The following is a 21,911-nucleotide window of genomic DNA, read 5'->3' on the forward strand; positions in this document are numbered from 1 at the left end:
GATACCAAACCGGCTTCACGCAGTAGCGCTAATTGGCTGGACATTGCCGCTTGCGGCAGTCCGGATGATTCAGCCAACTCGGTTACATTGTGCGGTCTTTCATGTAGTTTGCACAATACGGCGAGGCGGTTGGGATTGGCCAGTAGTTTGAGAAAAGCGGTGGCTTCTTCGTAGGGCGGTTGATTGTCGGCAATGGTCATTTTTCACGCTTTTCGGCAAATGAAGAGGTCGAATTATCAGTCATAATGGCCTCAGCAGCAACTTTCAGACGGCCTTTGCTTAATGGTTCCATGGCATTTTGGCTAGCAGGCGAGCCATGCCGCAGAATCCGGTTAGTCCAGCCGTTAATAGGCCTGCGCCGACCATCACGTCTATCAGATAAAACCAAGGCGATACCAGCCAACCTGCCAGCACGCCCAACAGAATCAAACTGCCCGCAATGGTTTGCACCTGCCGCATGATATCCGGTGCGGCACGGTCGGCAACAATAGGAAGCCCTGCAGCTTTCCATGCAAGTAAGCCGCCTTCTAGAATATAACATTCTCGACCTTGGCCAAGCGCTGACAATATTGTTTCTGCCCGTGTTGTACGTTTACCGCTCAGGCAATAAAAAATCAGGCATTGGGCAGTATCATCGGGCAGTTTGTCTCGCTGCTGTTCAAGCGGAAGGGATAATGCACCGACAATATGCCCGCCCCGATATTCGACTTGGTTTCGGATGTCCACTGCCAACGCGCCCTCACGGATTTTTGCCATTGCTTCGGAAGGCTTGATTTGCGGGAGTTGTCCGACCGTACTCATGTTTTGCCTTCTTTATTTTTTGTTGATGCGGCAGGTGTTGATGCCCAATAAGCTGTACAGCGCGCAGTTGCCAATCAGTGCTGTACCCAGGGGGATGATGCCCAGCCAACCCCACCAGCCAATGTGTCCGGTAGCGGCCGCAGCAATCAGCGCTACGCCGATAACAATACGGATTACGCGATCCAAAGTACCCAAGTTTCGTTTCATTTTATTGCTCCTTGTTTCAGAATGAATTATCTATAAATAAATATATATAATAAAAATCATATATGAGAAATATTATATCCCTAAAATGATTTTGTCAAATTATTTGTAACCATGCAGTTTGGAATAGGGATAGGTATTGGTTTGTTTGGTTGGTGTAAATGATCGCTTAAGCATCTGATTTAAAATAAAAGAACGATATAATTTTTATATATAAAAAAGGCCGTCTGAAAAGTATTTTTCAGACGGCCTAAATATTTATGTTTTACAGTAAAGGACTCATCAGGCGGACGACATTTTCCACGAGGCCGCGGAGTTTGGAGCGTTGTTGCCATGATTTGATGGCAATGTAGCTGCTGTTTTTAAGGTAGCTGCGTTGGAGGTTGCAGATTTGTTTGGTGGTATCACGATCGTAGATGGCGAGGCTGATTTCTAGGTTGAGGAAGAAACTGCGCATGTCCATGTTGACCGTACCGAAGAGGGAGTAGTCTTCGTCAATAGTCATGGTTTTGGCATGTAGAAGACCGCCTTCAAACATGGCGATTTTGACGCCGGCTTCCAGCAACATAGGGTAGTAGGCGCGTGAGGCGTAGCGAACCATCAGTGAATCGACTTTGGCAGGCAGTATCAGGGTCACTTTGACGCCGCGTTTGGCGGCAACGGTTAATGCCATGAGAAGCGGCTCGTCGGGGACAAAGTAGGGGGTGGTAATCGTGATTTGTTTGGTGGCGGCATAGATGGCGCTGATGATGGTTTCGTAAATAACGAAGCTGCCTTGCTCGGGGGCGGATGGAATGATTTGGGCAACGATATCGCCTTGCTGCATTTTTTCAGGAAGGATTTGGGGCAGCAGGCTTTGGGCTTTGTTGAGGTATGTTTGTACGTTTTGGAGGTTTTCATCGGTTTCGACGGCAAGGTCGGCGAAGAAGACGGCAGACAGTTCCAAAACCATAGGCCCTGTGCAGCGCATCATGACATCGACCCATTCTCCAACGCCGGAGTTTTGTTTGAAATAGCGCGGGTCGACGAGGTTGAAGCTGCCGGTGTAACCAATTTTGCTGTCGATAACGAGGATTTTGCGGTGGTTGCGCAGGTCGGTACGCGTAAATAATGTACGCCAAATGCCGACAGGCAATGAGGTATGTACTTCAATGCCTGCTTGGCGCAGTATCTCTACCCAATCGCTTTCAAAAAAACTCCTGCTGCCGACGGCATCGGCCAGAATGGCGCAGTCAACGCCTCGATCTGCGGCGGCAAGAATTTCATTTAAAATTTCTTCAATGCGGCCTTTGGGTTCGATAATGTAAAAGGCCAGCAGGCAGGAATGGGTTGCGGCGCGTATGTCCGCAAGCATGCTGTCGATGATGGCATCTGTGGTAGAGAGCAGGCTCATGGCGTTGCCTTTGGTTGCACCCAGCCCCGTTCCTTTTTCGGCAACTTTACTGATGCCGTGGTATCGTGATTTGACTTGGTCGGCAATGTCGAGATAGATATCGGCTAGATGGGTGGCGGCAAAGTTGCGGTAGAAGCGGTTCATTTCGCCGGTACGTTTGGCGCGGGCGGTGCCTAGACGAGGCTCTCCAATAAGGATGTAGGCGATGGTTCCGAATACGGGGAAAAGGAATAGGATAATCAGCCAGGCAAAGGTTGAGCCGATGTTTTTTTGTTTGTACAACACGCGCAGCATACAGACGAGTGCGGCGCAGGTGTGGGCGAAGATGAAAATTTCGGTCCAGGTGATGTCTTTAAAAAAATTCATATTCGGTAGCGGGAGTGGATGTGTTTTTAAGTTTGAAGGTGTCAGCTGATAAGCTTCAGATATTAAGTATATAGAAAAACCGTCTGAAAACAAATTTACACGATAATCGTGTTTCTGTTTTCAGACGGCCTTTGAGTTGTTTTAATTAATGGTGATACTGACGGGATAATTCGTGTACGGTATCGACCAAAATTTTGGCGTGTTCCGGATCGGCGTGTTGGTTGATGCCGTGTCCGAGGTTGAATACATGGCCGCTGCCGTTGCCATAGTCGGCAAGAATGCGTGCGACCTCGGTGCGGATAGATTCCGGTGTACCGAAGAGGGCAAACGGGTCGAAGTTTCCTTGCAGGGCAACTTGTTCGCCGACGCGACGGCGGGCTTCGCCGATGTTGCAGGTCCAGTCCAAGCCCAATGCATCTGCGCCGATTTCTGCCATGCTTTCCAGCCATAAGCCGCCGCCTTTGGCAAATACGATAACAGGCACGCGGCGACCTTCGCTTTCGCGTTTGAGTCCGGCAACGATTTGTCGGATGTACTTCAGGCTGAATTCTTTAAATGCGGCATCGCTCAACACGCCGCCCCAAGTATCGAAAATTTGTACGGCTTGTGCGCCGGCATCGATTTGGGTGTTGAGGTAGGCGGTAACGGCTTGAGCATTGGTGTCGAGGATTTTATGCAGCAAATCAGGACGCGAATACATCATGGTTTTGATGGTGCGGAATTCTTTGCTGCTGCCGCCTTCAACCATGTAGCAGGCGAGTGTGAACGGGCTGCCTGAGAAGCCGATCAGCGGAACTCGGCCGTCCAGTGCTTTACGGATGGAAGTTACGGCATCAAAGACGTATTGCAGTTTCTCCATGTCAGGAACTTGCAGTTTTGCAATGTCGACTTCGTGTTGCAAGGCGCGTTCAAATTTCGGGCCTTCGCCTTCGGCAAAATACAGGCCCAAACCCATGGCATCGGGAACGGTCAGAATATCGGAAAACAGAATTGCCGCGTCTAGATCAAAACGTTCTAAAGGCTGGATGGTAACTTCGGTTGCCAGCTCGGTGTTTTTGCACAAATCGAGAAAGCTGCCTGCGCGTGCGCGCGTGGCTTTGTATTCAGGCAGATAGCGTCCGGCTTGGCGCATCATCCAGATAGGAGTGTATTCGACAGGCTGTTTGAGCAGGGCGCGGAGGAAAGTGTCGTTTTTCAGAGCAGTCATGGTAGAGAGGCTTTCTGATTTGGTGTGTTGGACAAAGTTCAGACGGCCTTAGATATGTATTGAGGCCGTCTGAAATGATTAAATGGTTGGTTCTGTTGTAGATTTCATATTGTCGCTTAATGCGAAATCAGCACATCAATTTGACTGAGGAAGGGCTGCCGGATGTTCTTCTTCGGCCACGCTTTCCAAAACCAAATTGCGTTGTTCTTGAGCTTTTTGCGGTTGGTCGGTTTCATCAAACACGCGGGCCAAGACCAAATGTGCGGATACGCTGGGCTGCAGGGCGATGCTGGCTTCGAGGTAGCCTTGGGCTTTGCCCCAAAGTTTGCGTCCGTAAGCCAGTTGGCCAAGATACATCAACAGTGGTGCATTGTCGGGTTGTTCCTGCAGCCAAGAGTCTGCCAAGTCGATGGCTTTTTGTTGCTCGCGCTCGCTTAGGAAACGTACGGATTCGACAAATGCTTCCAAGAGCTCAGGCTGACGGGTTTGCGGATAATGGGCTTTAACCCATTTGACCGCCTCGGCATACAAACCCAAACGCTCGTATTTTTCGGCAATCGCGACACACAATTCGCCTGATTTCATGCTTTCAGGAATGTGTTTCAAACAAGCTTTCAGACTGCCTGCATCGGTTGCTTCGCTTAAGAGGCGGCGATATGCCCAATTTTGATACTGTTCGGCTTCGTAATCGTTGATGGCGCCGGCTTTAACCAGTTTTTCTGCTTTTGCCAAGACATCTGCAGCATCGCCATGATCAAAGGCATAACGCAATTGCAGGCGGACTAGGCGGCTTAAGTTGCTATTGATTTTTGCTGCGGCTTCAAGGTTTTGTGCGGCAGTCGGATAATCGCGGCGGCTCAGTGCAGATTCGGCCAGCAAAAGATGACGGGAAAGCTGTTGTTTTTGTGGCAGGTGTTCGATTTCATGCAGGTAGCGGTCGCGCAATTCGAAGTTTTCCATTTGGTCGGCCGCATGCGCGCCCAACATCAAAGCCAGGGTGCGGTTGTCGCCTGCTTCTTTGTTTTGCAAGACTTTGGCGGCTTCTTGTTCGGCTTTTTCAAAACGGCCTTCAAAATATGCCAGACCTGCGCTGTTCAAAGAGGCAGAAGCCTGACGGCCTTTGCGGGCAATGCCGAAGCGTTGCATACGCGCCGGAATGTTCAAGAGGCCGAACACGAATTTAATCAGGAAATACAAGACCAATACGCTCAACAGCAGACCTAAAACAAAGGCATGCAGATTGATACGCAGCATGGTTTGCTCAACCACGACGTACACGTTGCCGGTATAAATGCCGGAAGCCAAGGCTAAACCGACGGCGGCTGCAAACAGAATGACAATCCAAACGACGGTTTTCATGCTTGCTCTCCTTTAATTTTGGCAGCAGGCTTGGTTTGGTTTTGTGGTTTGGCAGCTTCGGCGGCCGGTTCTTTTTTGTTTTCAGACGGCAAAGCAGGTGCTTCCAGAGATTGAGAGGCAGAAGCGGCCGCCGGTGCGGCAGTTGTGGCTTGTTCGGTAGCTGCAGCCGGAGCGGAAGCGGTTTGCTCGGCAGCTTGGGTTTGTGCAGCTTCTTCGGTCGTCATTTGTATACGCGAACCTTCTTGAAAAGCGCGAACGGCGCTCAAGCTGGCTTTCAGGCTGTCGTCTGAAATCATACGGACATCAAGGGCTTTGAGTTCGGCCAACTCTTTCAGCCATGACTGGGTAGCAGGGGATTTACTGTCGAAGTATTGCTTCACGGTTGCTTCAACGTTGTTCAAATCGCTTTGATACACTTCGCCGTTGTGTTGCAACAGGGCAATGCGCGCATCCAAAAGGCGCAGGCGCAGGTTTTCACGGATAAAGTAGGTTTGATCGGGTGAAATCAACATGGCGTCGTTGCTGTCCAGATGACGGACTTCAACCAAGCCTTTGAGGGCATTGAGGGATTTTTCCCATGTGTTTTCCCACCAAGTTCCTGAATTGGCGGCTTCGACAGGCGCGGCACCTGGTTTTAATACGCCGTCCAAAACCAAAGGCAGGCCTGAAATACCGGTTTCCAAACGGTCGATACGCAAGGCAGTAGCGGAAATATCGACATAAGGACGGTTTTTCAGCGCGGCCAAATCATTGCTGATGGCTTGTTTGATGGGGATAAGTTCAGGTTGTTCAAAACGGCTTAAGCGGCTGTCGATGTGTTCCAATACGCTGACTGCGCCTTGGAGGTTGCCTGACAGCATCAATTGTTGCGAAGCAGTGTTCAACATCGATTCGGCTTCGTCGACCAGCCAGTTGATACGGCCTTTGAGTAACTCTTGATAAGCTTTCTGCAATTGCAGGATTTGATCGCTATTGTTTTTTTGACCGTTGTTCAGGCGGTCTAACTCGGCTTGAATAGCGGTTTGGCGGTTGAGGTTGTCTTTTAAAAGGCTGGCGTTTTCAGACTCGCCCAATGCAGCTTTGTCGATTTTTTGGTTGAATTCGAGCTCTTGGTTTTTTAAAACATTTTGGCCCTGTACAAACAGGAATCCGCTCGCGCCCAAGCTAAGCAGTGCCAAGACGGTTGCACCTGCGGCCAAGGCTTTGCCGCCAGATTGTTTGATGATAACAGGGGCGTTGTTTTGTGGGAGATTGTTGGACTCGGGCATGCTCGCCTCCACTCGCTGAGGTTGGGTAGGTTTGATTTGTTCAGACGGCCTTGTGTTTTCAGAACGTTCAGGCCCCGGAGCTGCCGTATTGGCAACTTGTTGGGTATCTTTATTGTCTTCGACTGGGTTCACTGCTTGGCTCCTTTGTGGCATGGATGAAAGTGCAGCGGATAAAGAAGTGACGGTTTCTACATGTTTGGCGCCGACGATGCGAAGTGCATCGGCAATACGCGGATGGTGGGTAAAGTATAGCAAGGATTCGAAGAATCGGGAAAATTGCGGCGGAATCTGATGGAAAAATTCGCGCGCGAGCTCGCCGGATGTGACGTAGGCGGCAGCGATGTCTTCAGTTTTAAAGTTCTGCCAATCGATGGCGTGTGGCCGTCTGAAATAGATTTCGGCGATGTCGATTTGGAAACCCAGTTCGGTCAGTTTGTCTGCTAAAAAATCACGGCCGCCATGACCTCGAATGATTAGAACTCGGGCGTTGGGTGGCAGGTTTTTCCAAATAGGCATTCTCAAGACGGCTTCGCTGTCGTTGCCGTCTTCGGGAGAGAATACGGGATAGGGGGAGAATTGCGCCAAAGTATGTTGGCTGGTTTGGCCGACGGTAATGTGTGCTTTGTGGCCGTCTGAAAAGTTCAGATGCGACGCTGCGGTTTCAATAGCGGTCGGGCTGACCCAAAACACGACGTCGGCTTGCTTGAATTGTTCGGGGAGTTTTTTTTGCGCCGAACGATCCACCTCTATTTCAATCGGACTCAATACCTGAGCCTGCCAACCGGCTGTATGGCAGGTTTGGATATCTTGCTGTGGACGGTTGGACGGACGGATGATGAGTAGAGTAGGCATAATGTGGGATAAATTATTAAGGTTTAGGCCGTCTGAAAGAAGGGTTTCAGACGGCCTGTTGCTAACGTACGTTATTGATCGACGAATGCGCGCTCAATCAGGTAGTCGCCGCGAACGCCGGTTTTCGGAGAAACGGTCAGTCCGAATTCGTCCAAAACGTTGCAGGTGTCTTTCAACATGGCTGGGCTGCCGCACAGCATAGCGCGGTCGTCTTGCGGATTGATTTTAGGCAGGCCGATGTCTTCAAAGAGTTTGCCGCTGCGCATTAAATCGGTCAGACGGCCTTGATGTACATATTCTTCGCGTGAAACGATCGGGTAGTAAATCAGTTTTTCTTTAACCAAGTCGCCCAAGTATTCGTGTTCGGGCAATTCTTTGGTGAAGCGGTCGTAGTATGCCAAGTCTTTTTTGTAGCGTACGCCGTGAACCAAGATAATTTTTTCGAATTGCTCATAAACATCAGGGTCTTTGGTAATACTCAAGAAAGGGGCGATACCGGTACCGGTGCTCAAGAGGTAGAGATGTTTGCCCGGATTCAGGTCGCCGGCAACCAGTGTACCGGTCGGTTTTTTACTGATGAGGACATCGTCGCCGACTTTAAGGTGTTGCAGGCGGCTGGTCAATGGGCCGTCTTGTACTTTGATACTGAAAAATTCCAGATGCTCTTCCCAGTTGGCAGAAGCCACGCTGTATGCGCGCATCAGCGGTTTGCCGTCTACCATCAGGCCGACCATGACGAATTGGCCGTTTTCAAAGCGCAAAGACTCGTCACGGGTACAGGTGAAAGTGAAGTAAGCGTCGGTCCAGTGGTGTACGGACAAGACTTTCTGGGTGTTGAATGCTGCCATTGATATTTCCTGTCGGATAAGGCCGTCTGAAAAGAATAGGTAGGGGCGGCCGAGGTTAATAAAAAGAATGGAATATGGTGTTCAGCTACTTGCTTGCCGGTTTGGCTGATTTTTCGCTGAGGCTGTGCAGGTCGGAATAGCGTCCGCCTGCGTTGATCAATTCATGATGAGTGCCTTGTTCGACTACATTGCCTTCGTGCATCACAACGATATTGTCGGCTTTTTCGATGGTTGAAAGTCGGTGGGCAATCACCAATGTGGTACGGTTTTGCATCAGGTTTTCCAATGCGGTTTGTACCAAACGTTCGGATTCATTATCTAATGCGCTGGTGGCTTCGTCCAAAATCAAAATCGGCGCATTTTTCAAAAGCGCACGCGCAATGGCGAGGCGCTGACGTTGGCCGCCGGACAGTTTTAAACCGTTTTCGCCAACTTCAGTGTGCAAACCTTGCGGCATTTTTTGGATAAATTCCCAAGCATTCGCGGCTTTTGCAGCATTGATAATTTCTTCTTCACTGAATTTGTCAGCTTGAGCATAGGCAATGTTTTCAGCAATCGTACCATTAAACAGGATAACGTTTTGGCCGACAAATGCCATGCGGCTGCGCAGGCTTTCGAGTGTATATTCCTTGATGTTGATACCGCCAATCAAAACCTTGCCTTCATCCGGATTTAGGAAGCGCGGCAACATATTGGCCAGAGTGGTTTTACCGCAGCCTGATGCACCGACCAATGCAGTCACTTTGCCTTGCGGTACAAGCAGGTTGATGTGGTTCAAGCTGTTGCGTTCGGCTTCAGGATAGCGGTGTACAACATCGCAAAATTCAATATCTCCAGGGTTTGGGCTGAGGATTTGTTTGCCTTCGTTGCTCTCTTCGGGTTGATCCAAAAAGGTAAAGACACTTTCTGCCGCCGCCAAACCGCGTTGCAGGGATTGCATCACGCCGGTCATACGTTTGATGGGGTCAAACATCATGATCATGCTGGACAAAAACGACATAAAATCGCCTGCACTAAATCCTGAAAGCCCTGCTTGGCGTGCCGCTGCGTAAATAATCGCAGCCAGTGCAACCGAAGCCATTAATTGCGTAATGCCGGTACCGGCAGAGCTGGCGGAAACCTGTTTGAGCAGGTTGCGGCGCACATCGTCGGCAATACGGTTGAAGCGGCGATTTTCATAATCTTGACCGCCATAGATTTTCACAACACGTTCACCATTGATGCTTTCTCCCAAAACCTGCATCAGCTGACCGATGTAAATTTGATTGTTGGCAGACAATTTGCGCAAGCGTTTGCTGACCGTTTGGATACATACGGCGACGACCGGCAAAATAATAAAAGTAATCAGGGTCAAACGCCAGTTTAGATAAGTCAACAAGCCCAACAGACCGACCACGCTCACGCCGTCTTTGGCGATCACGGTAATGACGTTAAATCCTGCATCGGTAATTTGGTTGACGTCGTTTAAAATGCGCGACATCAGACGGCCGCCGGTATTGCTGCTGAAATACGAAGTCGGCAGGTGCATCATTTTATTGAACATTTCACCGCGCAAACGCTGCACCAAGTGGCTGGACAGATAAGTCGTGCAATATTCGTTAATGAAGTTGAACAGGCCGCGAACGAAAAACAGCGCCACAATTGCCAGCGGCAACCATGACATGCTTTTCATGTTTTTATCGACAAAACCTTCATTAATCAAAGGTTTGAGTAAGTAACCGAAAGCCGGCATCGTACCGGCGACAATCAGCATGGCTACTACGGAGACGATAAACATCTTCCAATAGCTTTTTAAATATCCAAGCAAACGCTTGTACAGCTCCCAGTTGGATGTGGCTTGTGTTGTCTGCATATCAATCCAGATTTAGAGCAAACATGCAATTCTAAACGAAAATATCTGTCATTACAATGTTTGCAATTGAAAGTTGAAAGGAGTTGGTATTGTTTTAACGCCTTGATTTTATAATGAGAACGACTGTGATGCGGTAGGATTGGCAATAATGTTATCCACTTCTCAAGCACCAGTTGCGGCCGTCTGAAAAAGTTTCAGACGGCCTCTTCAGTCGTCAAAGACAGCTGGTTAAGCCAAAGCTTCCTTAATGATGTCTTTTACTGTCGTTGCGTTATTAGGGACAACACGGACACGTTGCGGCAAGTTTTCCAAGCCTTCCAATGCGGCCGGGCGGGGGATGGCAACTTCGCCGACAGCTTCATGGATGGTGGCTTCAAATTTGGCAGCCAACGCGGTTTCGAGACAGACGATGGTTTCGCCGGCTTCGCGTACTTCACGCGCTACTTTGACGCCATCGGCTGTATGCGGATCAATCAACTCACGGTCTTGTTCGTAAACCTGTTTGATGGTGGCAAGGCGGTTGGCATGGGTCGATTTGCCGGAAACAAAGCCATATTGTTGATGTACTTTGTTTAACATAAATTCCAAATTGAAACCTTTGCCGGAGCCTACTTCAGCCCATAATGTTTTGATTTCGTCTGCATCGCGGTCTATCAGGTCAAACACAAAACGCTCGAAGTTGGAGGCTTTGGAAATATCCATAGACGGGCTGGAAGTGACGTGGGTGTGTTCGCTGTTGCGCGGGCGGTATGCGCCGGTTTTGAAAAATTCGTCCAATACGTCGTTTTCATTGGTGGCAACAATCAAGCGGTGGATAGGCAGACCCATTTGGCGGGCGATATGGCCGGCGCAGACATTGCCGAAGTTGCCGCTTGGCACGCAGAAGCTGACTTTTTCATCATTGCTCGAAGTGGCATTGAAATAACCGGCAAAGTAGTACACGACTTGGGCGATGATGCGTCCCCAGTTGATGGAGTTGACTGTACCGATGTGGTATTTGGCTTTGAATTCGGCATCGTTTTGTACGGCTTTGACGATGTCTTGGCAGTCGTCAAACATGCCTTCAACGGCGATGTTGTGGATATTAGCATCTTGCAGGCTGAACATTTGCGCACGTTGGAATGCGCTCATTTTGCCTTCCGGAGACAGCATGAAGACATTAACGCCTTTTTTACCGCGCAGGGCATATTCGGCGGCAGAGCCGGTGTCGCCGCTGGTGGCGCCCAAGATATTGAGTTCTTTGCCTTCTTTGTTTAATACATATTCAAACGCATTGCCCAAGAATTGCATGGCCATGTCTTTGAATGCCAAAGTCGGGCCGTTGGACAGTGCTTGGATTTTAATGCCGTCTGAAAGTGTGCGCACCGGAGTAATGGCTTGGGTACCGAATACTTCTTCGGTGTAGGTGCGGTTGATGATGTCGCGTAAATCATCAGCAGGGATGTCGGTGGCAAACAGGCTCATGACTTCAAACGCCAGCTCAGGATAGCTGAGTGTGCGCCATTGGTCTAAAGTAGCACAGTCGATTTGAGGGTATTGCTCAGGCAGCATCAAACCGCCGTCAGGAGCTAAACCCATCAATAAAACTTCGCTGAATTGCTTGCGTGCGGTTGCACCGCGGGTACTGATGTATTTCATGGTTTCTTCTCTATAAAAACAAAAATATTGCCGGTCAAAACAGGAAACCCGCCTGCGGACAATCCCGCAAACCGCTCTATCCCGACCTTAATCCACTATAAACTTTCAGACAACCCTGATACACAGAGGTCGTCTGAAAAACATTATCTATACAAACGCTTGAAACAAGCATTGACAGTTTTCACCGTTACCGACGCAATCGCCCGATCGCGCGAAGAAGGATTCAAAACATCCATCAACTCTTGCGCGGACACCTGATTCGGCGCCTCCTCGCTCGCGCAGCCGCAGATTTTATCTTCCCACTCGCGCTGCTTGTCCGCGCTCATCGTCAGCGCGATCAAACGCCACTCGTTGCGCTTGTTCAACTCCGAACGGCACTGATGATCGACCGCCATTTTCACCACGCTGCCGCCGATACCCGTACCGCCGCCCAAACCGCCGAACGCCGAGTCAGAATCAGAAGCGCAACCGCCCAACAACGCCGCCACAGAAGCAACGGCAACCATCTTTTTCATATTCATAGCCATCCCTTGCTGCAAGGTCGTCTGAAACGCCCCGCAAAGTCTTTAAACAAACGCGTATTATACCGTAAGCGGTGTGAGATGGGGGATTGGGGATTGTTGGGTTATAATTTTGGGTGAGCTTTGAGAATCTTTTAAAACGAAGGGATTTAATAATGATGAAAAAGCGAAAATTACATATTCAGCTAAAAACGAATGATAACAAAAAAGAGAAAATACATAGTATTTCGAACAATCGAATTAAAGAACCTACATCACCCGAGATAAAGCAACAAACACAAGTTGATTTAAAAACAAAGCAAACTGATTATATAGATGTAATTAATAAACTAACAGGTATTTCAGTTACCATAGGTATTGTAACAGGAGGTTTTTTGGCCTATACATATCTAGGGAATATTAACTATCTAAGTATTTTTCCTGACACTATAAACAATCCATCAAGCTTAGTAGCCTCAGCAGTATCTTTAGGTATAATTTATCTGTTATTCACCCTCCCATTTGCTACATTATACTTTATTAGCCCTTTTGATAAAAAAACAGATAAAAAGGGCAGAAAACAACTTGAAACAATTAAAGATCCTATTTCTATCTTAAATATTATAAATACATCACTACTAATATTATCAATAATAGTCATATTTTATTTTATTATAGAAAAAATTTATGATTTTTTTAAGTTCCCACTACTTTATGTGTTAATCTTAATCTCACTGATAATATTTCTTTTATATATTAACTTTTCATTTGCAAAATTATATAAAAAGAATAACAAAAAAATTACCTTATCAGAGCCTATTTTTTCTTCTTTTCTAGTTTTAATGACTATTTCAGCCATGCCATCGCAGTATTCTAGGGAAAAATCAATTTTATATTTATTAAATACTGTCCGCTTCATTGAAACTCCCGCAAACTCATCCTGGTATTTATTACATAATAATTTCCAACCAAACAATGGCATTAGAAGAGGTGATTTGCTCAAGTTAAAACAAAATTTCAAATGTTCTTCCCTTTCAGAAAAAGAAAAAGTAGAAAAAGGCATTACCTGTTCTTCAATCCCCGAACAACGCAACAACGCCCTATACGGCTACATGGCTTGGAACTTAGGTGACACTAAGGTCTTCTGCCCACCGACTGCTGAAAACAACAAAGGAAAAGAGGAAGCTGCGAAATTAGCTGAGGAATGTATCGTCATCAGCGGGAAATCACTACAAATTTTGAATGAAAATTATATTGATATTACGCCCAAAGAGCGTTAATCCCCCTTTCAGACGACCTGCTATAATCCACGTCGTCTGAAACCTCTCTTTCACGGAAACCGCCATGTCCGACCTTTTCACCCGCCAACCCGATGCGCCGCTTGCCGAACGCCTGCGTCCGCATTCTTTAGACGATGTCATTGGGCAGCAGCACTTAATCGGCGAAGGCAAACCTTTGCGCGTAGCGGTCGAGGGAGGAAAGCCGCATTCTATGTTGCTGTGGGGGCCGCCGGGGGTAGGCAAAACCACGCTGGCGCGGATTTTGGCGCAAAGCTTTAATGCCCAATTTCTGCCGGTTTCTGCCGTATTTTCCGGCGTGAAAGACATACGCGAGGCAATCGAGAAAGCTGAAATTGCCTTGCAACAAGGGCGCGCGACGATTTTATTTGTTGACGAGGTACACCGCTTCAACAAAGCGCAACAGGACGCATTTTTGCCTTATGTCGAAAGTGGCCTATTAACCTTTATCGGCGCCACCACGGAAAACCCGTCATTTGAAGTCAATCCGGCATTGCTCAGCAGAGCGCAGGTGTATGTTTTGCAATCCTTGTCTTCAGACGACCTGAAAAAGTTGATTGCCAAAGTATTGGCTTTGCCCGAATACCAAGATTTTACGATTGATGTGGATGCGCAAGAATTGCTCGTGAATACCGCCGATGGCGATGCGCGCAGATTGTTGAACTTGATCGAGCAACTTTTACGCGCTGCCGATACACGCCGTCTGAAAACCCTAACCGCCGAATTTCTGGCAGACAGTTTGGGTGCGCAAATCCGCCGTTTTGATAAGGGTGGTGAGAGTTTCTACAACCAAATCTCCGCGTTGCACAAATCTGTGCGCGGTTCGCATCCTAATGCGGCATTGTATTGGTTCTGCCGTATGCTCGACGGTGGTACCGATCCTCGCTATCTCGCCCGCCGCATTGTCCGTATGGCATGGGAAGACATCGGCTTGGCCGATCCGCGTGCCTTAACGATTGCCAATGATGCCGCCGCTACTTATGAGCGCTTAGGCTCGCCAGAAGGGGAACTCGCTTTGGCTCAAGCCGTGTTGTACCTTGCCGCCGCCGCGAAATCCAACGCGGGCTATAAGGCATACAACCAAATGCGCCGCTTCGTCAAAGAAAATGCCAGCGACGAAGTGCCTGTCCACCTACGCAATGCGCCGACCAAGTTGATGAAAGAGTTGGGTTACGGACGTGAATACCGCTATGCCCACGACGAGCCGAATGCCTACGCTGCCGGTGAGAGCTATATGCCCGATGGCTTGGACGAACCCGATTTCTACCAACCCGTCCCGCGTGGATTGGAAATCAAAATTGGCGAAAAGCTGAAATGGCTGAAATCCTTGGATGAAGATGCGCTGGATGATTAAAACAGTAAATGAACATAATACAAATCTAAGATCAAATTGAGTTTTTCAGACGGCCTTTGCTGTTTGAATATTTTTAACCTATACCATACACACAAATTTTCATGAATATTTTTGAAGCCTTACTATTATTGTGCCTGCTGATTGTTATTAGTGCGTTTGTGTCCTGTTCCGAACTCGCGCTTGCCTCGGCACGTAAAATCAAATTGCAGGTCATGGCAAAAGACGGCGGCGACACGCGCGCGCTGGATGTACTCAATATGCAGCAGCAGCCGGGCAGCTTCATCACCGTCGTCCAAATCGGTTTGAACGCCGTCGCCATTCTCGCCGGTATCGTCGGCGAAGCGGCAATACGTCCGTATTTTGGCAAGCTGTTGGAGAATGTAGGCAGTTGGGGTAGCACAGTTGCCTCTTTGCTGACTTTCTCGCTGGTTACAGGCAGCTTTATTTTAATTGCCGACCTGATGCCCAAGCGCATGGCAATGACCCATCCCGAAGCGGTGGCGGTACGCATTGTCCGTCCAATGATGTTTTTGATTTTTATCTTAAAGCCCCTTGTCTGGGTTTTTGACGGATTGGCAAACGCAATATTCAAACTCTTCAAAATCTCAACCGTCCGTCAGGAGCAGCTGACCTCGGAAGATATTTATGCCGTCGTTGATGCCGGTGCGCAGGCTGGTGTATTGAAAGAACAAGAACACTATCTGATTGAAAATATTTTCGATATGCAGGAGCGTACGGTTACTTCTACCATGAGTACGCGCGAATATATCGCCTATTTTGACAAACACGACGACAGCGATACCGTATTGGAAATGATGTCGGAAAAACCGCACAATAAATTTCTCGTATGCGACGGCGACTTGGAACGTGTCATCGGCTATATCGAATCGCATACGCTGTTGACCTTGTTTTTAAAAGAAAAAGACGTCCGCCTGACCGACAAACGCGTGTTACGTAAAGCCTTGTTCATCCCCGACACGCTGTCGCTTTACGATGTCTTGGAAACCTTCAAAACTTCCGGCGAAGACTTTGCCGTGGTGGTGAACGAATACGCGCTGGTGGTCGGCGTGGTCACGTTGAAAGACGTGATGAGCATCGTTATGGGCGAGCTGGTCAATACCGAAGAAGAGCCGCAGATCATCCGCCGCACCGAAGACACTTGGCTGGTGGATGGTGCCACGCCGCTTACCGATGTCATGCGCGCGCTGGATATTGAAGAGTTTCCCAATTCGGAAAATTATGAAACCATCGCCGGCTTTATGATGTATTCCCTGCGCAAAATTCCGAAACGTACGGATTTTCTGGTTTATGCCGGTTATAAGTTTGAAATCATTGATACTGAAAATTTGAAAATCGACCAGCTTTTGGTTTCCAAACAAGGAAATATGGTGGGGAAAATGTAATAGGCTTTAAAGGAATATTTGTAGTATCAGATGAAAACGGGCCATCTTGAAATAAGTTGCTTATGATTTATGTCTTTTCTTAAGTTGTATAAAAGGCCGTCTGAAAATCAAATAATCAAAAAAGAAAACCGGATTTCCATCAACTGGAAATCCGGTTTGTTTTATTTTCAACTTAGAACGTCAGCCTTACACCGGCGCGGACGGAGCGGCCCGGCAATGGTGCGATATATTTGAGCATGGAGTTTTGCGGTCTTGCAGTACGATTGGCAAGGTTGCGTGCATCGAGGAACCATTCGGCTGTCGATTTTCCATGTTTGGTGGTATGGCTCATGTACATATCCCATATGGTATAGCCGCCCAAAACAGGCTCTTTGTAGTTGGCAGCCATGTGGCCTGTATGTTTGGCAGGGCGGTAGCGTGTCAGGCTGGTGCCCAATTGCCAGTTGCCTTTATTCCATGTCAGGCCTGCGCCGTAGCGGGATACGGGCATATTGGGCATGTAATAGCCGTTGTTGCGGACACGGTTGCCATTGCCTAATGTGCTGTTGCGCTCGTCGTCCAAATCGGCGCGGTTGTGTACGAAATCGCCAAACAGGCGGGCTTCCAATGTGCCGTATTTATTCAGGTCAAACCATTGGTTTACCTCCAATTCCACGCCGTGAAGCTGGGTATCGCCGGAGCGCCAGTATTTGGTTGGCAGGCGTTGGCCGCCGTCATGTGCGGCATCTACGAGGAAGGTGTAGTCTTTAAATTGGGTTTTATACCAGCTTGCACGGAAGCGGCCGTCTTTCCAACCGATTTCTCCGTTTACCTCCCAAATGCCTGCTGTTTCCGGACGCAGTACGTCTACTCCCCAGTGTGATTCTGAAGCCATCAGGGCATAGTGATCGCCACCTGCATACAACTCGTTGACTTCAGGAGCGCGTTGTGAACGGCTGTATCGTGCACCCAGTTTTAAGAAGTCAAACAAATCTACGCCTAAGCCTGCATGATAGTGGTTTAAACTGTATTTCAGACGGCCTCTCTCTTCCAATCCTTTAACGGTCGAGCTATTGCGTCCAGGTTTGTAATCACCGATGTCGACCGAGTGGCGGACTTCGCCATGTCGCCAACCCAAAGATGCATTCCAGTTTTTCCACTTGAAGTTTTCCAAAGCGAAAATGCCGTATTCTTTGCTATCTGTATCGGGCAGGTAGGCATAGTTTCCGGTGCGTTTGCCGTTGATGCCTGAAGATTCGGTGCTGCGCTGTTTCCAATCTGCGCCCAATGTACCTTTCAACCAAGAATCTGCTTTGTGGTTGAACTCCAAACGGCTTTGGAAAGTTTTGCTGTCCAAAGTTTGCATTTTGGTGTCGCCCAAGTATTCGGATGTTGGATTTTGCGTATAGGCGGCTTGAAATTTGATGTTTTCAATCCATGGCGTCAATGGCCGGTACATGGCTTCTGCCTGCCAACGGGTTTGTTGGGCGCGTACGGAAGCGTATTCGCGTACCGGTGCTTTGTGGGTACCGCTGTGGTGGTGGCCTGATTCGGAAAAATTGTAATAGCCAAAGCCTGCAATACCGGATTTGCTCAAGAAGCGGCTGACGGATACGCCGGCATAGCTGCGTTCACCGATATGGCTCAGGCCAAAAGCAAAGTTTTGATTGCTCAAATGGCTGTTTTTCAGACGGCCTTTTTCAACAGGCATATCGTCTTTCATGGCATTGATGACTTTATTTCTAAAGTTTGGACTGCCGTCATAAAGCGGATTTTCTACCCAATTGCCCCAGGATGGTTTGTTTAATTTGTACAATTCAGATTCATCAGGTTCCGAGCCGTCGTTATAGCGTTTCCATTGTTCAATGAAAGCCGGAATGTCTTTCGCGACATAACGGTAATAGCCTTTGTTTAAGGTTTCGGTAATGTCGGGCGTAACCTGACATGCCCACATCAGGCGAGAACTAGAAATATTGGCATGATCGTAACAGGCGGCCGGTTTGGAATCGCCGGGGATACGGTAATCATTGGCATGAGTGTCTGCCCCCGACAAATGCCAAGCCACATTGCCGACTTTGCCGTTTAATTTGAACGCTGCGACACGCGGCGTATTGTAGCCGCCGCTAACTTCGACTTTGCCGTTTAAATCTTTTTCAGGCAGTGCTGTGGCAATCACGCCGGTATCGACGTCAACTGCGCCGCCAATCGCGTTGCCGCCATACAAGACTGCTGCCGATGATTTTAAAACGGTAATCTTTTCCGCTATGAACGGATTGACCATCAGCGGCAAATCGGGGCTGACAGAAGCGGCATCCGAAATACCCAAACCATTTTCACTGACATATACGCGCGAGCCGCTCAAGCTGCGGATTTGCGGTACGCCGGTATTGGGGCCGTAAGCATTGTTTTGAACGCCGGAGACTTGTTCCACAGTCTGTCCGAGCGATACAGCGCGTTTTGTTTTTAAATCGTTTGTAGTTAAAACTTCTCCATCTCTTAGATAGTCTTTTGCGCCAGGCTGCAAACGCCAGTTACTTGAAGGCGCATTACCGACAACTTTGACTTCAGGTATATCTACTTGAGGAATTTCTTCTGCAAATGACTGGCCTGAGAAAACAGCCAAAATGGCGCATAACATTTTATTTTTGTTACATAAAAATTGTTTTTTCACCGCTTATCCTTTATTGATATCACATTACGAAAGGCGTCATGATATATCTTTTCTACGGTGATTATCATGAATAAACATGTCTATTTTAATTATTTTTGATTATTATCAATAATTATAAATATTGGTAAAATTTAGTATAGACTAGCTATTAATAATTAGTTATAAAATATTAAAAAGGCCGTCTGAAACAATCCAATGTTTCAGACGGCCTTTTTATGGAATCAGAAATTGCTAGAGCTAAGACAGGGGTCTTTATTCGCAACTCAAGTTTTTTGTTTTTTCAGCGAATGTATCCATGGCAATTTGGCACATGCGTTCACGTTGGCCTACGTCGGCGGCGGGCAAGATTTGGCGCAGGTATTTTGTGTTGTCGCGTTGGAACGATGCTTTATCGCCTGCTTTTTGGTAACACGCATCCGCTCGGGTAAAGTATTGCTGGCAGATTTTCGGCAATTCTTCAAAGGATAAAGGTTTGCTTTTGTGCATGCCGTGTGCGGAGACGGATAGGGAGGAAAGAGTACACAACGCGATGATTAAGGTTTTTGAAATGTTTTTCATGGTAAGCCTGTTTATGGAAGTTGTTTAAATCAATTGTTCGCCCCAATGCAGCTTTTGACGCAGGGTTTTGAAGTATTGGTAATCGGTAGGATGGAGGACGCGCAAGGGGTTGTGATAGCGGCGGATGATGATGCGGTCGAAGTTTTGTACGTCGATATGGGATTGTCCGTCAAAGTGTGCGCGTGCGTCACCGCTTTTGGTGATGAGAATCTCAATCACGCTGGTGTCGGGGATGGCAATCGGACGGTTGGTCATGGATTGCGGACAGATAGGGACAAGCGTGAAGGCGTGCAAACCGGCCTGCATGATGGGGCCGCCGGCGGCAAGCGCGTAGGCGGTCGAACCTGTCGGCGTGGAAATAATCAGGCCGTCCGAACGTTGGGTATAGACAAATTCTTGATTGATAAATACTTCAAATTCAATCATTTGGCCTGCGCCGCCACGAGACAGTACGGTGTCGTTGAGGGCGAGGGCGCGTTCGATGGTTTCGCCGTCACGAATGATGCTGGCTTCGATGAGGATGCGCTCTTCGGGCAGATATTTGCCTTCCAGTACGGGGCGGATGCCCTCAACCATGGTATCGCGTGAGATTTGGGTGAGGAAGCCCAAGTGGCCTTGATTGATGCCGATGATGGGGACGGCGCGCGGGGCGACTTCGCGGGCGGCGGAGAGAAAGGTACCGTCGCCGCCGAGCACAATGACGAGGTCGCAATATTTGCCCAGCTGGGCTTTGTTTACGATTTCGCAGTAGGCGGAATCTTGGATATAGACGCAGTGTTCTTCTACGCTCAATTCATCCAGATAGATGGTGAAGCCGTTTTCGCGCAGAAAAGAAACCAATGTGTGGACGGTATCTTGAATCTCGGGCGTATTGGGACGTGTAACGATACCGATGTTTTTAAATGGGCTTTTCATGATAGTAGGCCGTCTGAAATTAAGTGTCTAATCTATCCAGATATCGCGCTCGAGCCGGTCGAGGCGTTCGTTTAGGCGGGAAACATCGTCACGCAGTTTGTCCACTTCTTCCAACCATTCGGCAAGCGTGGCTTGGTCGATAACAGGGGATTCGGGTTCGCGTGAAAAGTCGCTGATTTGCTCGGCAATGCTTTTGCCGATTTTTTTCATGGTGCGGCCGATATCGCCGGCGCGCGAGCTGATGCTTTCTGCGGCCACATGACCGAATACCCGCGCCAAATCGTCGCTTGGATAATAGCGCAGTCCACCCAAAATAGGAAGGACGGACATGCCCAATACCAAGTCGCCTTCCAGGCTGATGTCGCCCACTCCGGGCTGACCGCCTTGGAGGATTTTTTGGATGGCACTGTTGTGGAATGTGATGTTGGTGTTGGCGGTTTCGTTTGCGGTTTCAAGAAAACCTTGTTCGCTGATGCGTCCGGTCAGTCTGAAACCGGTCAGGCTGATGCAGATGATGCTGCCTGCAAATTCAGACAGCTCGCGCTGTTGCTCTGGATTTTGCTGTATCAGGTGGTTGATAAGGGGAAATAGGGCGGACATGGTTTACTCTGAATGCCGTCTAAAACGGATGAATGGATTGAGTCGCAATTTTACAGGCTTAGACCGTCTGCGCAAACGGTATTTACAATTTTGTCGTTGCTTTTGTCATCAACGATGAAATCAGGAGCCGGCAGTCCGAGTTTGGCCGCTTCGGCAGTATAAAATTCGGCCCGGCTTGGGTGGCGGGGTTCGACAATATTGCGGATACGCTTGCCGTCAGCTTGGCAGGCCGTCTGAAAGAGAACTTGGACGGCAAGGTCTTTATGAAGAATATTGACGGGTTGATTGCCGCCTTGAATGCGTGTTTTTTGAACCAGCTTGGTAACAGGATGACGGTCGGCGGAATAAAGTCCGCCCAGTCGCAGTATGTCGATATGGGGTACGGCACTTTCAAGCAAGGTTTGCTCGACTGCGAGGATTTGACGGGCGGATTCGGTTTGCGGATCGGGCGGCGTGGTTTCATCGCATATGCGTGCTTGGTCGCCATACACGCTGGTGCTGCTGGTGAAGATGATGTGTTGTACCTTGGACTGCTCGGCAAGTTGAATCCATTTTTTCAGGGTATCGGCGTAATGGTTTAATGACGAAGGCGGAAGTAGACAAAACCATGTCGGCTTGTTGATATGGTTTTGCCACAATGCCGAACTGTGAAAAATATCGTCTTGATTCAAATCGATGATGTTGAGTTCAATCGGCAGATTGATGTCGTCGGAAGTCAGATTACGTTTGACGGCGGCTACCTGACTGCCTTGCTCATAACATTTTTGAGCCAGCGGCAGGCCGAGATAGCCTAAGCCGAGAATGGAAATATCGGGAAGGTGCATAAATAAAGCATCCGAAAATTA

General features: G+C 48.4%; 19 protein-coding genes and 1 pseudogene. 3 read left to right on the top strand and 17 right to left on the bottom strand.

Annotation, left to right across the window (positions count from 1 at the left end; genetic code table 11):
* The 12 genes and pseudogenes from ACTHSP_RS08075 to ACTHSP_RS08130 all read right to left on the bottom strand — a co-directional run.
* A partial coding sequence (locus tag ACTHSP_RS08075) for an ArsR/SmtB family transcription factor (RefSeq protein ID WP_440345930.1) occupies nt 1–200 on the bottom strand: 200 nt, incomplete at its 3' end.
* A gap of 79 nt (nt 201–279) precedes the next feature.
* Nucleotides 280–801, bottom strand: coding sequence for a rhodanese-like domain-containing protein (locus tag ACTHSP_RS08080; RefSeq protein ID WP_049351283.1), 522 nt, complete (start codon nt 799–801; stop codon nt 280–282).
* Between the two features lie 12 nt (nt 802–813).
* Complete coding sequence (locus tag ACTHSP_RS08085) at nt 814–1,008, bottom strand: YgaP family membrane protein (protein WP_036491196.1); 195 nt, start codon at nt 1,006–1,008, stop codon at nt 814–816.
* 262 nt (nt 1,009–1,270) lie between these two features.
* A complete protein-coding gene (cls, locus tag ACTHSP_RS08090; RefSeq protein WP_049351282.1) occupies nt 1,271–2,764 on the bottom strand; it encodes a cardiolipin synthase in 1,494 nt (497 codons plus the stop codon).
* Between the two features lie 145 nt (nt 2,765–2,909).
* Nucleotides 2,910–3,971, bottom strand: coding sequence for a uroporphyrinogen decarboxylase (hemE, locus tag ACTHSP_RS08095; RefSeq protein WP_049328978.1), 1,062 nt, complete (start codon nt 3,969–3,971; stop codon nt 2,910–2,912).
* Between the two features lie 135 nt (nt 3,972–4,106).
* Entirely contained in the window at nt 4,107–5,330 is a 1,224-nt protein-coding gene (locus ACTHSP_RS08100; protein WP_049351281.1) for a heme biosynthesis HemY N-terminal domain-containing protein, read from the bottom strand.
* Nucleotides 5,327–6,598, bottom strand: a complete 1,272-nt coding sequence (locus ACTHSP_RS08105) for a uroporphyrinogen-III C-methyltransferase (protein ID WP_308888376.1) — start codon at nt 6,596–6,598, stop codon at nt 5,327–5,329. The genes ACTHSP_RS08100 and ACTHSP_RS08105 overlap by 4 nt, the downstream gene beginning before the upstream one ends.
* Nucleotides 6,599–6,707: 109 nt before the next feature.
* A pseudogene (locus ACTHSP_RS08110) lies at nt 6,708–7,450 on the bottom strand (uroporphyrinogen-III synthase).
* 71 nt (nt 7,451–7,521) lie between these two features.
* Nucleotides 7,522–8,298, bottom strand: a complete 777-nt coding sequence (locus ACTHSP_RS08115; protein WP_049328975.1) for a ferredoxin--NADP reductase — start codon at nt 8,296–8,298, stop codon at nt 7,522–7,524.
* A gap of 85 nt (nt 8,299–8,383) precedes the next feature.
* On the bottom strand, nt 8,384–10,150 hold the full coding sequence (msbA, locus tag ACTHSP_RS08120; RefSeq protein ID WP_049351279.1) for a lipid A export permease/ATP-binding protein MsbA: 1,767 nt from the start codon (nt 10,148–10,150) through the stop codon (nt 8,384–8,386).
* 228 nt (nt 10,151–10,378) lie between these two features.
* On the bottom strand, nt 10,379–11,788 hold the full coding sequence (gene thrC, locus ACTHSP_RS08125; RefSeq protein ID WP_049351278.1) for a threonine synthase: 1,410 nt from the start codon (nt 11,786–11,788) through the stop codon (nt 10,379–10,381).
* Nucleotides 11,789–11,931: 143 nt separating this feature from the next.
* Nucleotides 11,932–12,309 carry a hypothetical protein gene (locus ACTHSP_RS08130; protein WP_080974641.1) on the bottom strand — a complete coding sequence of 126 codons (378 nt, stop codon included), beginning with the start codon at nt 12,307–12,309 and terminating at the stop codon, nt 11,932–11,934.
* A 155-nt stretch (nt 12,310–12,464) separates the two neighbouring features.
* Between ACTHSP_RS08130 and ACTHSP_RS08135 the strand changes: the two genes are divergently transcribed.
* The 3 genes from ACTHSP_RS08135 (at nt 12,465) to ACTHSP_RS08145 (ending at nt 16,343) form a co-directional block, all read left to right on the top strand.
* Nucleotides 12,465–13,568, top strand: a complete 1,104-nt coding sequence (locus ACTHSP_RS08135; RefSeq protein ID WP_049351277.1) for a hypothetical protein — start codon at nt 12,465–12,467, stop codon at nt 13,566–13,568.
* 64 nt (nt 13,569–13,632) lie between these two features.
* Entirely contained in the window at nt 13,633–14,940 is a 1,308-nt protein-coding gene (locus ACTHSP_RS08140; protein ID WP_049351276.1) for a replication-associated recombination protein A, read from the top strand.
* Nucleotides 14,941–15,041: 101 nt separating this feature from the next.
* Nucleotides 15,042–16,343 carry a hemolysin family protein gene (locus ACTHSP_RS08145; RefSeq protein ID WP_049351275.1) on the top strand — a complete coding sequence of 434 codons (1,302 nt, stop codon included), beginning with the start codon at nt 15,042–15,044 and terminating at the stop codon, nt 16,341–16,343.
* A gap of 172 nt (nt 16,344–16,515) precedes the next feature.
* Here the strand turns inward: ACTHSP_RS08145 and ACTHSP_RS08150 are convergent, their stop codons facing one another.
* From ACTHSP_RS08150 to ACTHSP_RS08170, 5 genes are all read right to left on the bottom strand, one after another.
* Entirely contained in the window at nt 16,516–18,960 is a 2,445-nt protein-coding gene (locus ACTHSP_RS08150) for a TonB-dependent receptor (RefSeq protein WP_065425733.1), read from the bottom strand.
* Between the two features lie 285 nt (nt 18,961–19,245).
* A complete protein-coding gene (locus ACTHSP_RS08155) occupies nt 19,246–19,551 on the bottom strand; it encodes a hypothetical protein (RefSeq protein WP_049351273.1) in 306 nt (101 codons plus the stop codon).
* Between the two features lie 24 nt (nt 19,552–19,575).
* A complete protein-coding gene (locus ACTHSP_RS08160; RefSeq protein WP_049351272.1) occupies nt 19,576–20,466 on the bottom strand; it encodes an NAD(+) kinase in 891 nt (296 codons plus the stop codon).
* A 27-nt stretch (nt 20,467–20,493) separates the two neighbouring features.
* Nucleotides 20,494–21,066 carry a hypothetical protein gene (locus ACTHSP_RS08165; protein WP_049351271.1) on the bottom strand — a complete coding sequence of 191 codons (573 nt, stop codon included), beginning with the start codon at nt 21,064–21,066 and terminating at the stop codon, nt 20,494–20,496.
* 50 nt (nt 21,067–21,116) lie between these two features.
* Nucleotides 21,117–21,890 carry an SDR family NAD(P)-dependent oxidoreductase gene (locus tag ACTHSP_RS08170; RefSeq protein WP_440345931.1) on the bottom strand — a complete coding sequence of 258 codons (774 nt, stop codon included), beginning with the start codon at nt 21,888–21,890 and terminating at the stop codon, nt 21,117–21,119.
* Nucleotides 21,891–21,911: the final 21 nt, after the last annotated feature.

Source organism: Neisseria sp. P0001.S005 (assembly GCF_051963715.1).

What these genes read in the sequence shown, in the direction of transcription:
- ACTHSP_RS08080 (WP_049351283.1), bottom strand. Translation starts at nt 801, where the DNA reads ATGAGTACGGTCGGACAACTCCCGCAAATCAAGCCTTCCGAAGCAATG.
- ACTHSP_RS08085 (WP_036491196.1), bottom strand. Translation starts at nt 1,008, where the DNA reads ATGAAACGAAACTTGGGTACTTTGGATCGCGTAATCCGTATTGTTATC.
- cls (WP_049351282.1), bottom strand. Translation starts at nt 2,764, where the DNA reads ATGAATTTTTTTAAAGACATCACCTGGACCGAAATTTTCATCTTCGCC.
- hemE (WP_049328978.1), bottom strand. Translation starts at nt 3,971, where the DNA reads ATGACTGCTCTGAAAAACGACACTTTCCTCCGCGCCCTGCTCAAACAG.
- ACTHSP_RS08100 (WP_049351281.1), bottom strand. Translation starts at nt 5,330, where the DNA reads ATGAAAACCGTCGTTTGGATTGTCATTCTGTTTGCAGCCGCCGTCGGT.
- ACTHSP_RS08105 (WP_308888376.1), bottom strand. Translation starts at nt 6,598, where the DNA reads ATGCCCGAGTCCAACAATCTCCCACAAAACAACGCCCCTGTTATCATC.
- ACTHSP_RS08115 (WP_049328975.1), bottom strand. Translation starts at nt 8,298, where the DNA reads ATGGCAGCATTCAACACCCAGAAAGTCTTGTCCGTACACCACTGGACC.
- msbA (WP_049351279.1), bottom strand. Translation starts at nt 10,150, where the DNA reads ATGCAGACAACACAAGCCACATCCAACTGGGAGCTGTACAAGCGTTTG.
- thrC (WP_049351278.1), bottom strand. Translation starts at nt 11,788, where the DNA reads ATGAAATACATCAGTACCCGCGGTGCAACCGCACGCAAGCAATTCAGC.
- ACTHSP_RS08130 (WP_080974641.1), bottom strand. Translation starts at nt 12,309, where the DNA reads ATGAATATGAAAAAGATGGTTGCCGTTGCTTCTGTGGCGGCGTTGTTG.
- ACTHSP_RS08135 (WP_049351277.1), top strand. Translation starts at nt 12,465, where the DNA reads ATGATGAAAAAGCGAAAATTACATATTCAGCTAAAAACGAATGATAAC.
- ACTHSP_RS08140 (WP_049351276.1), top strand. Translation starts at nt 13,633, where the DNA reads ATGTCCGACCTTTTCACCCGCCAACCCGATGCGCCGCTTGCCGAACGC.
- ACTHSP_RS08145 (WP_049351275.1), top strand. Translation starts at nt 15,042, where the DNA reads ATGAATATTTTTGAAGCCTTACTATTATTGTGCCTGCTGATTGTTATT.
- ACTHSP_RS08150 (WP_065425733.1), bottom strand. Translation starts at nt 18,960, where the DNA reads ATGTTATGCGCCATTTTGGCTGTTTTCTCAGGCCAGTCATTTGCAGAA.
- ACTHSP_RS08155 (WP_049351273.1), bottom strand. Translation starts at nt 19,551, where the DNA reads ATGAAAAACATTTCAAAAACCTTAATCATCGCGTTGTGTACTCTTTCC.
- ACTHSP_RS08160 (WP_049351272.1), bottom strand. Translation starts at nt 20,466, where the DNA reads ATGAAAAGCCCATTTAAAAACATCGGTATCGTTACACGTCCCAATACG.
- ACTHSP_RS08165 (WP_049351271.1), bottom strand. Translation starts at nt 21,066, where the DNA reads ATGTCCGCCCTATTTCCCCTTATCAACCACCTGATACAGCAAAATCCA.
- ACTHSP_RS08170 (WP_440345931.1), bottom strand. Translation starts at nt 21,890, where the DNA reads ATGCACCTTCCCGATATTTCCATTCTCGGCTTAGGCTATCTCGGCCTG.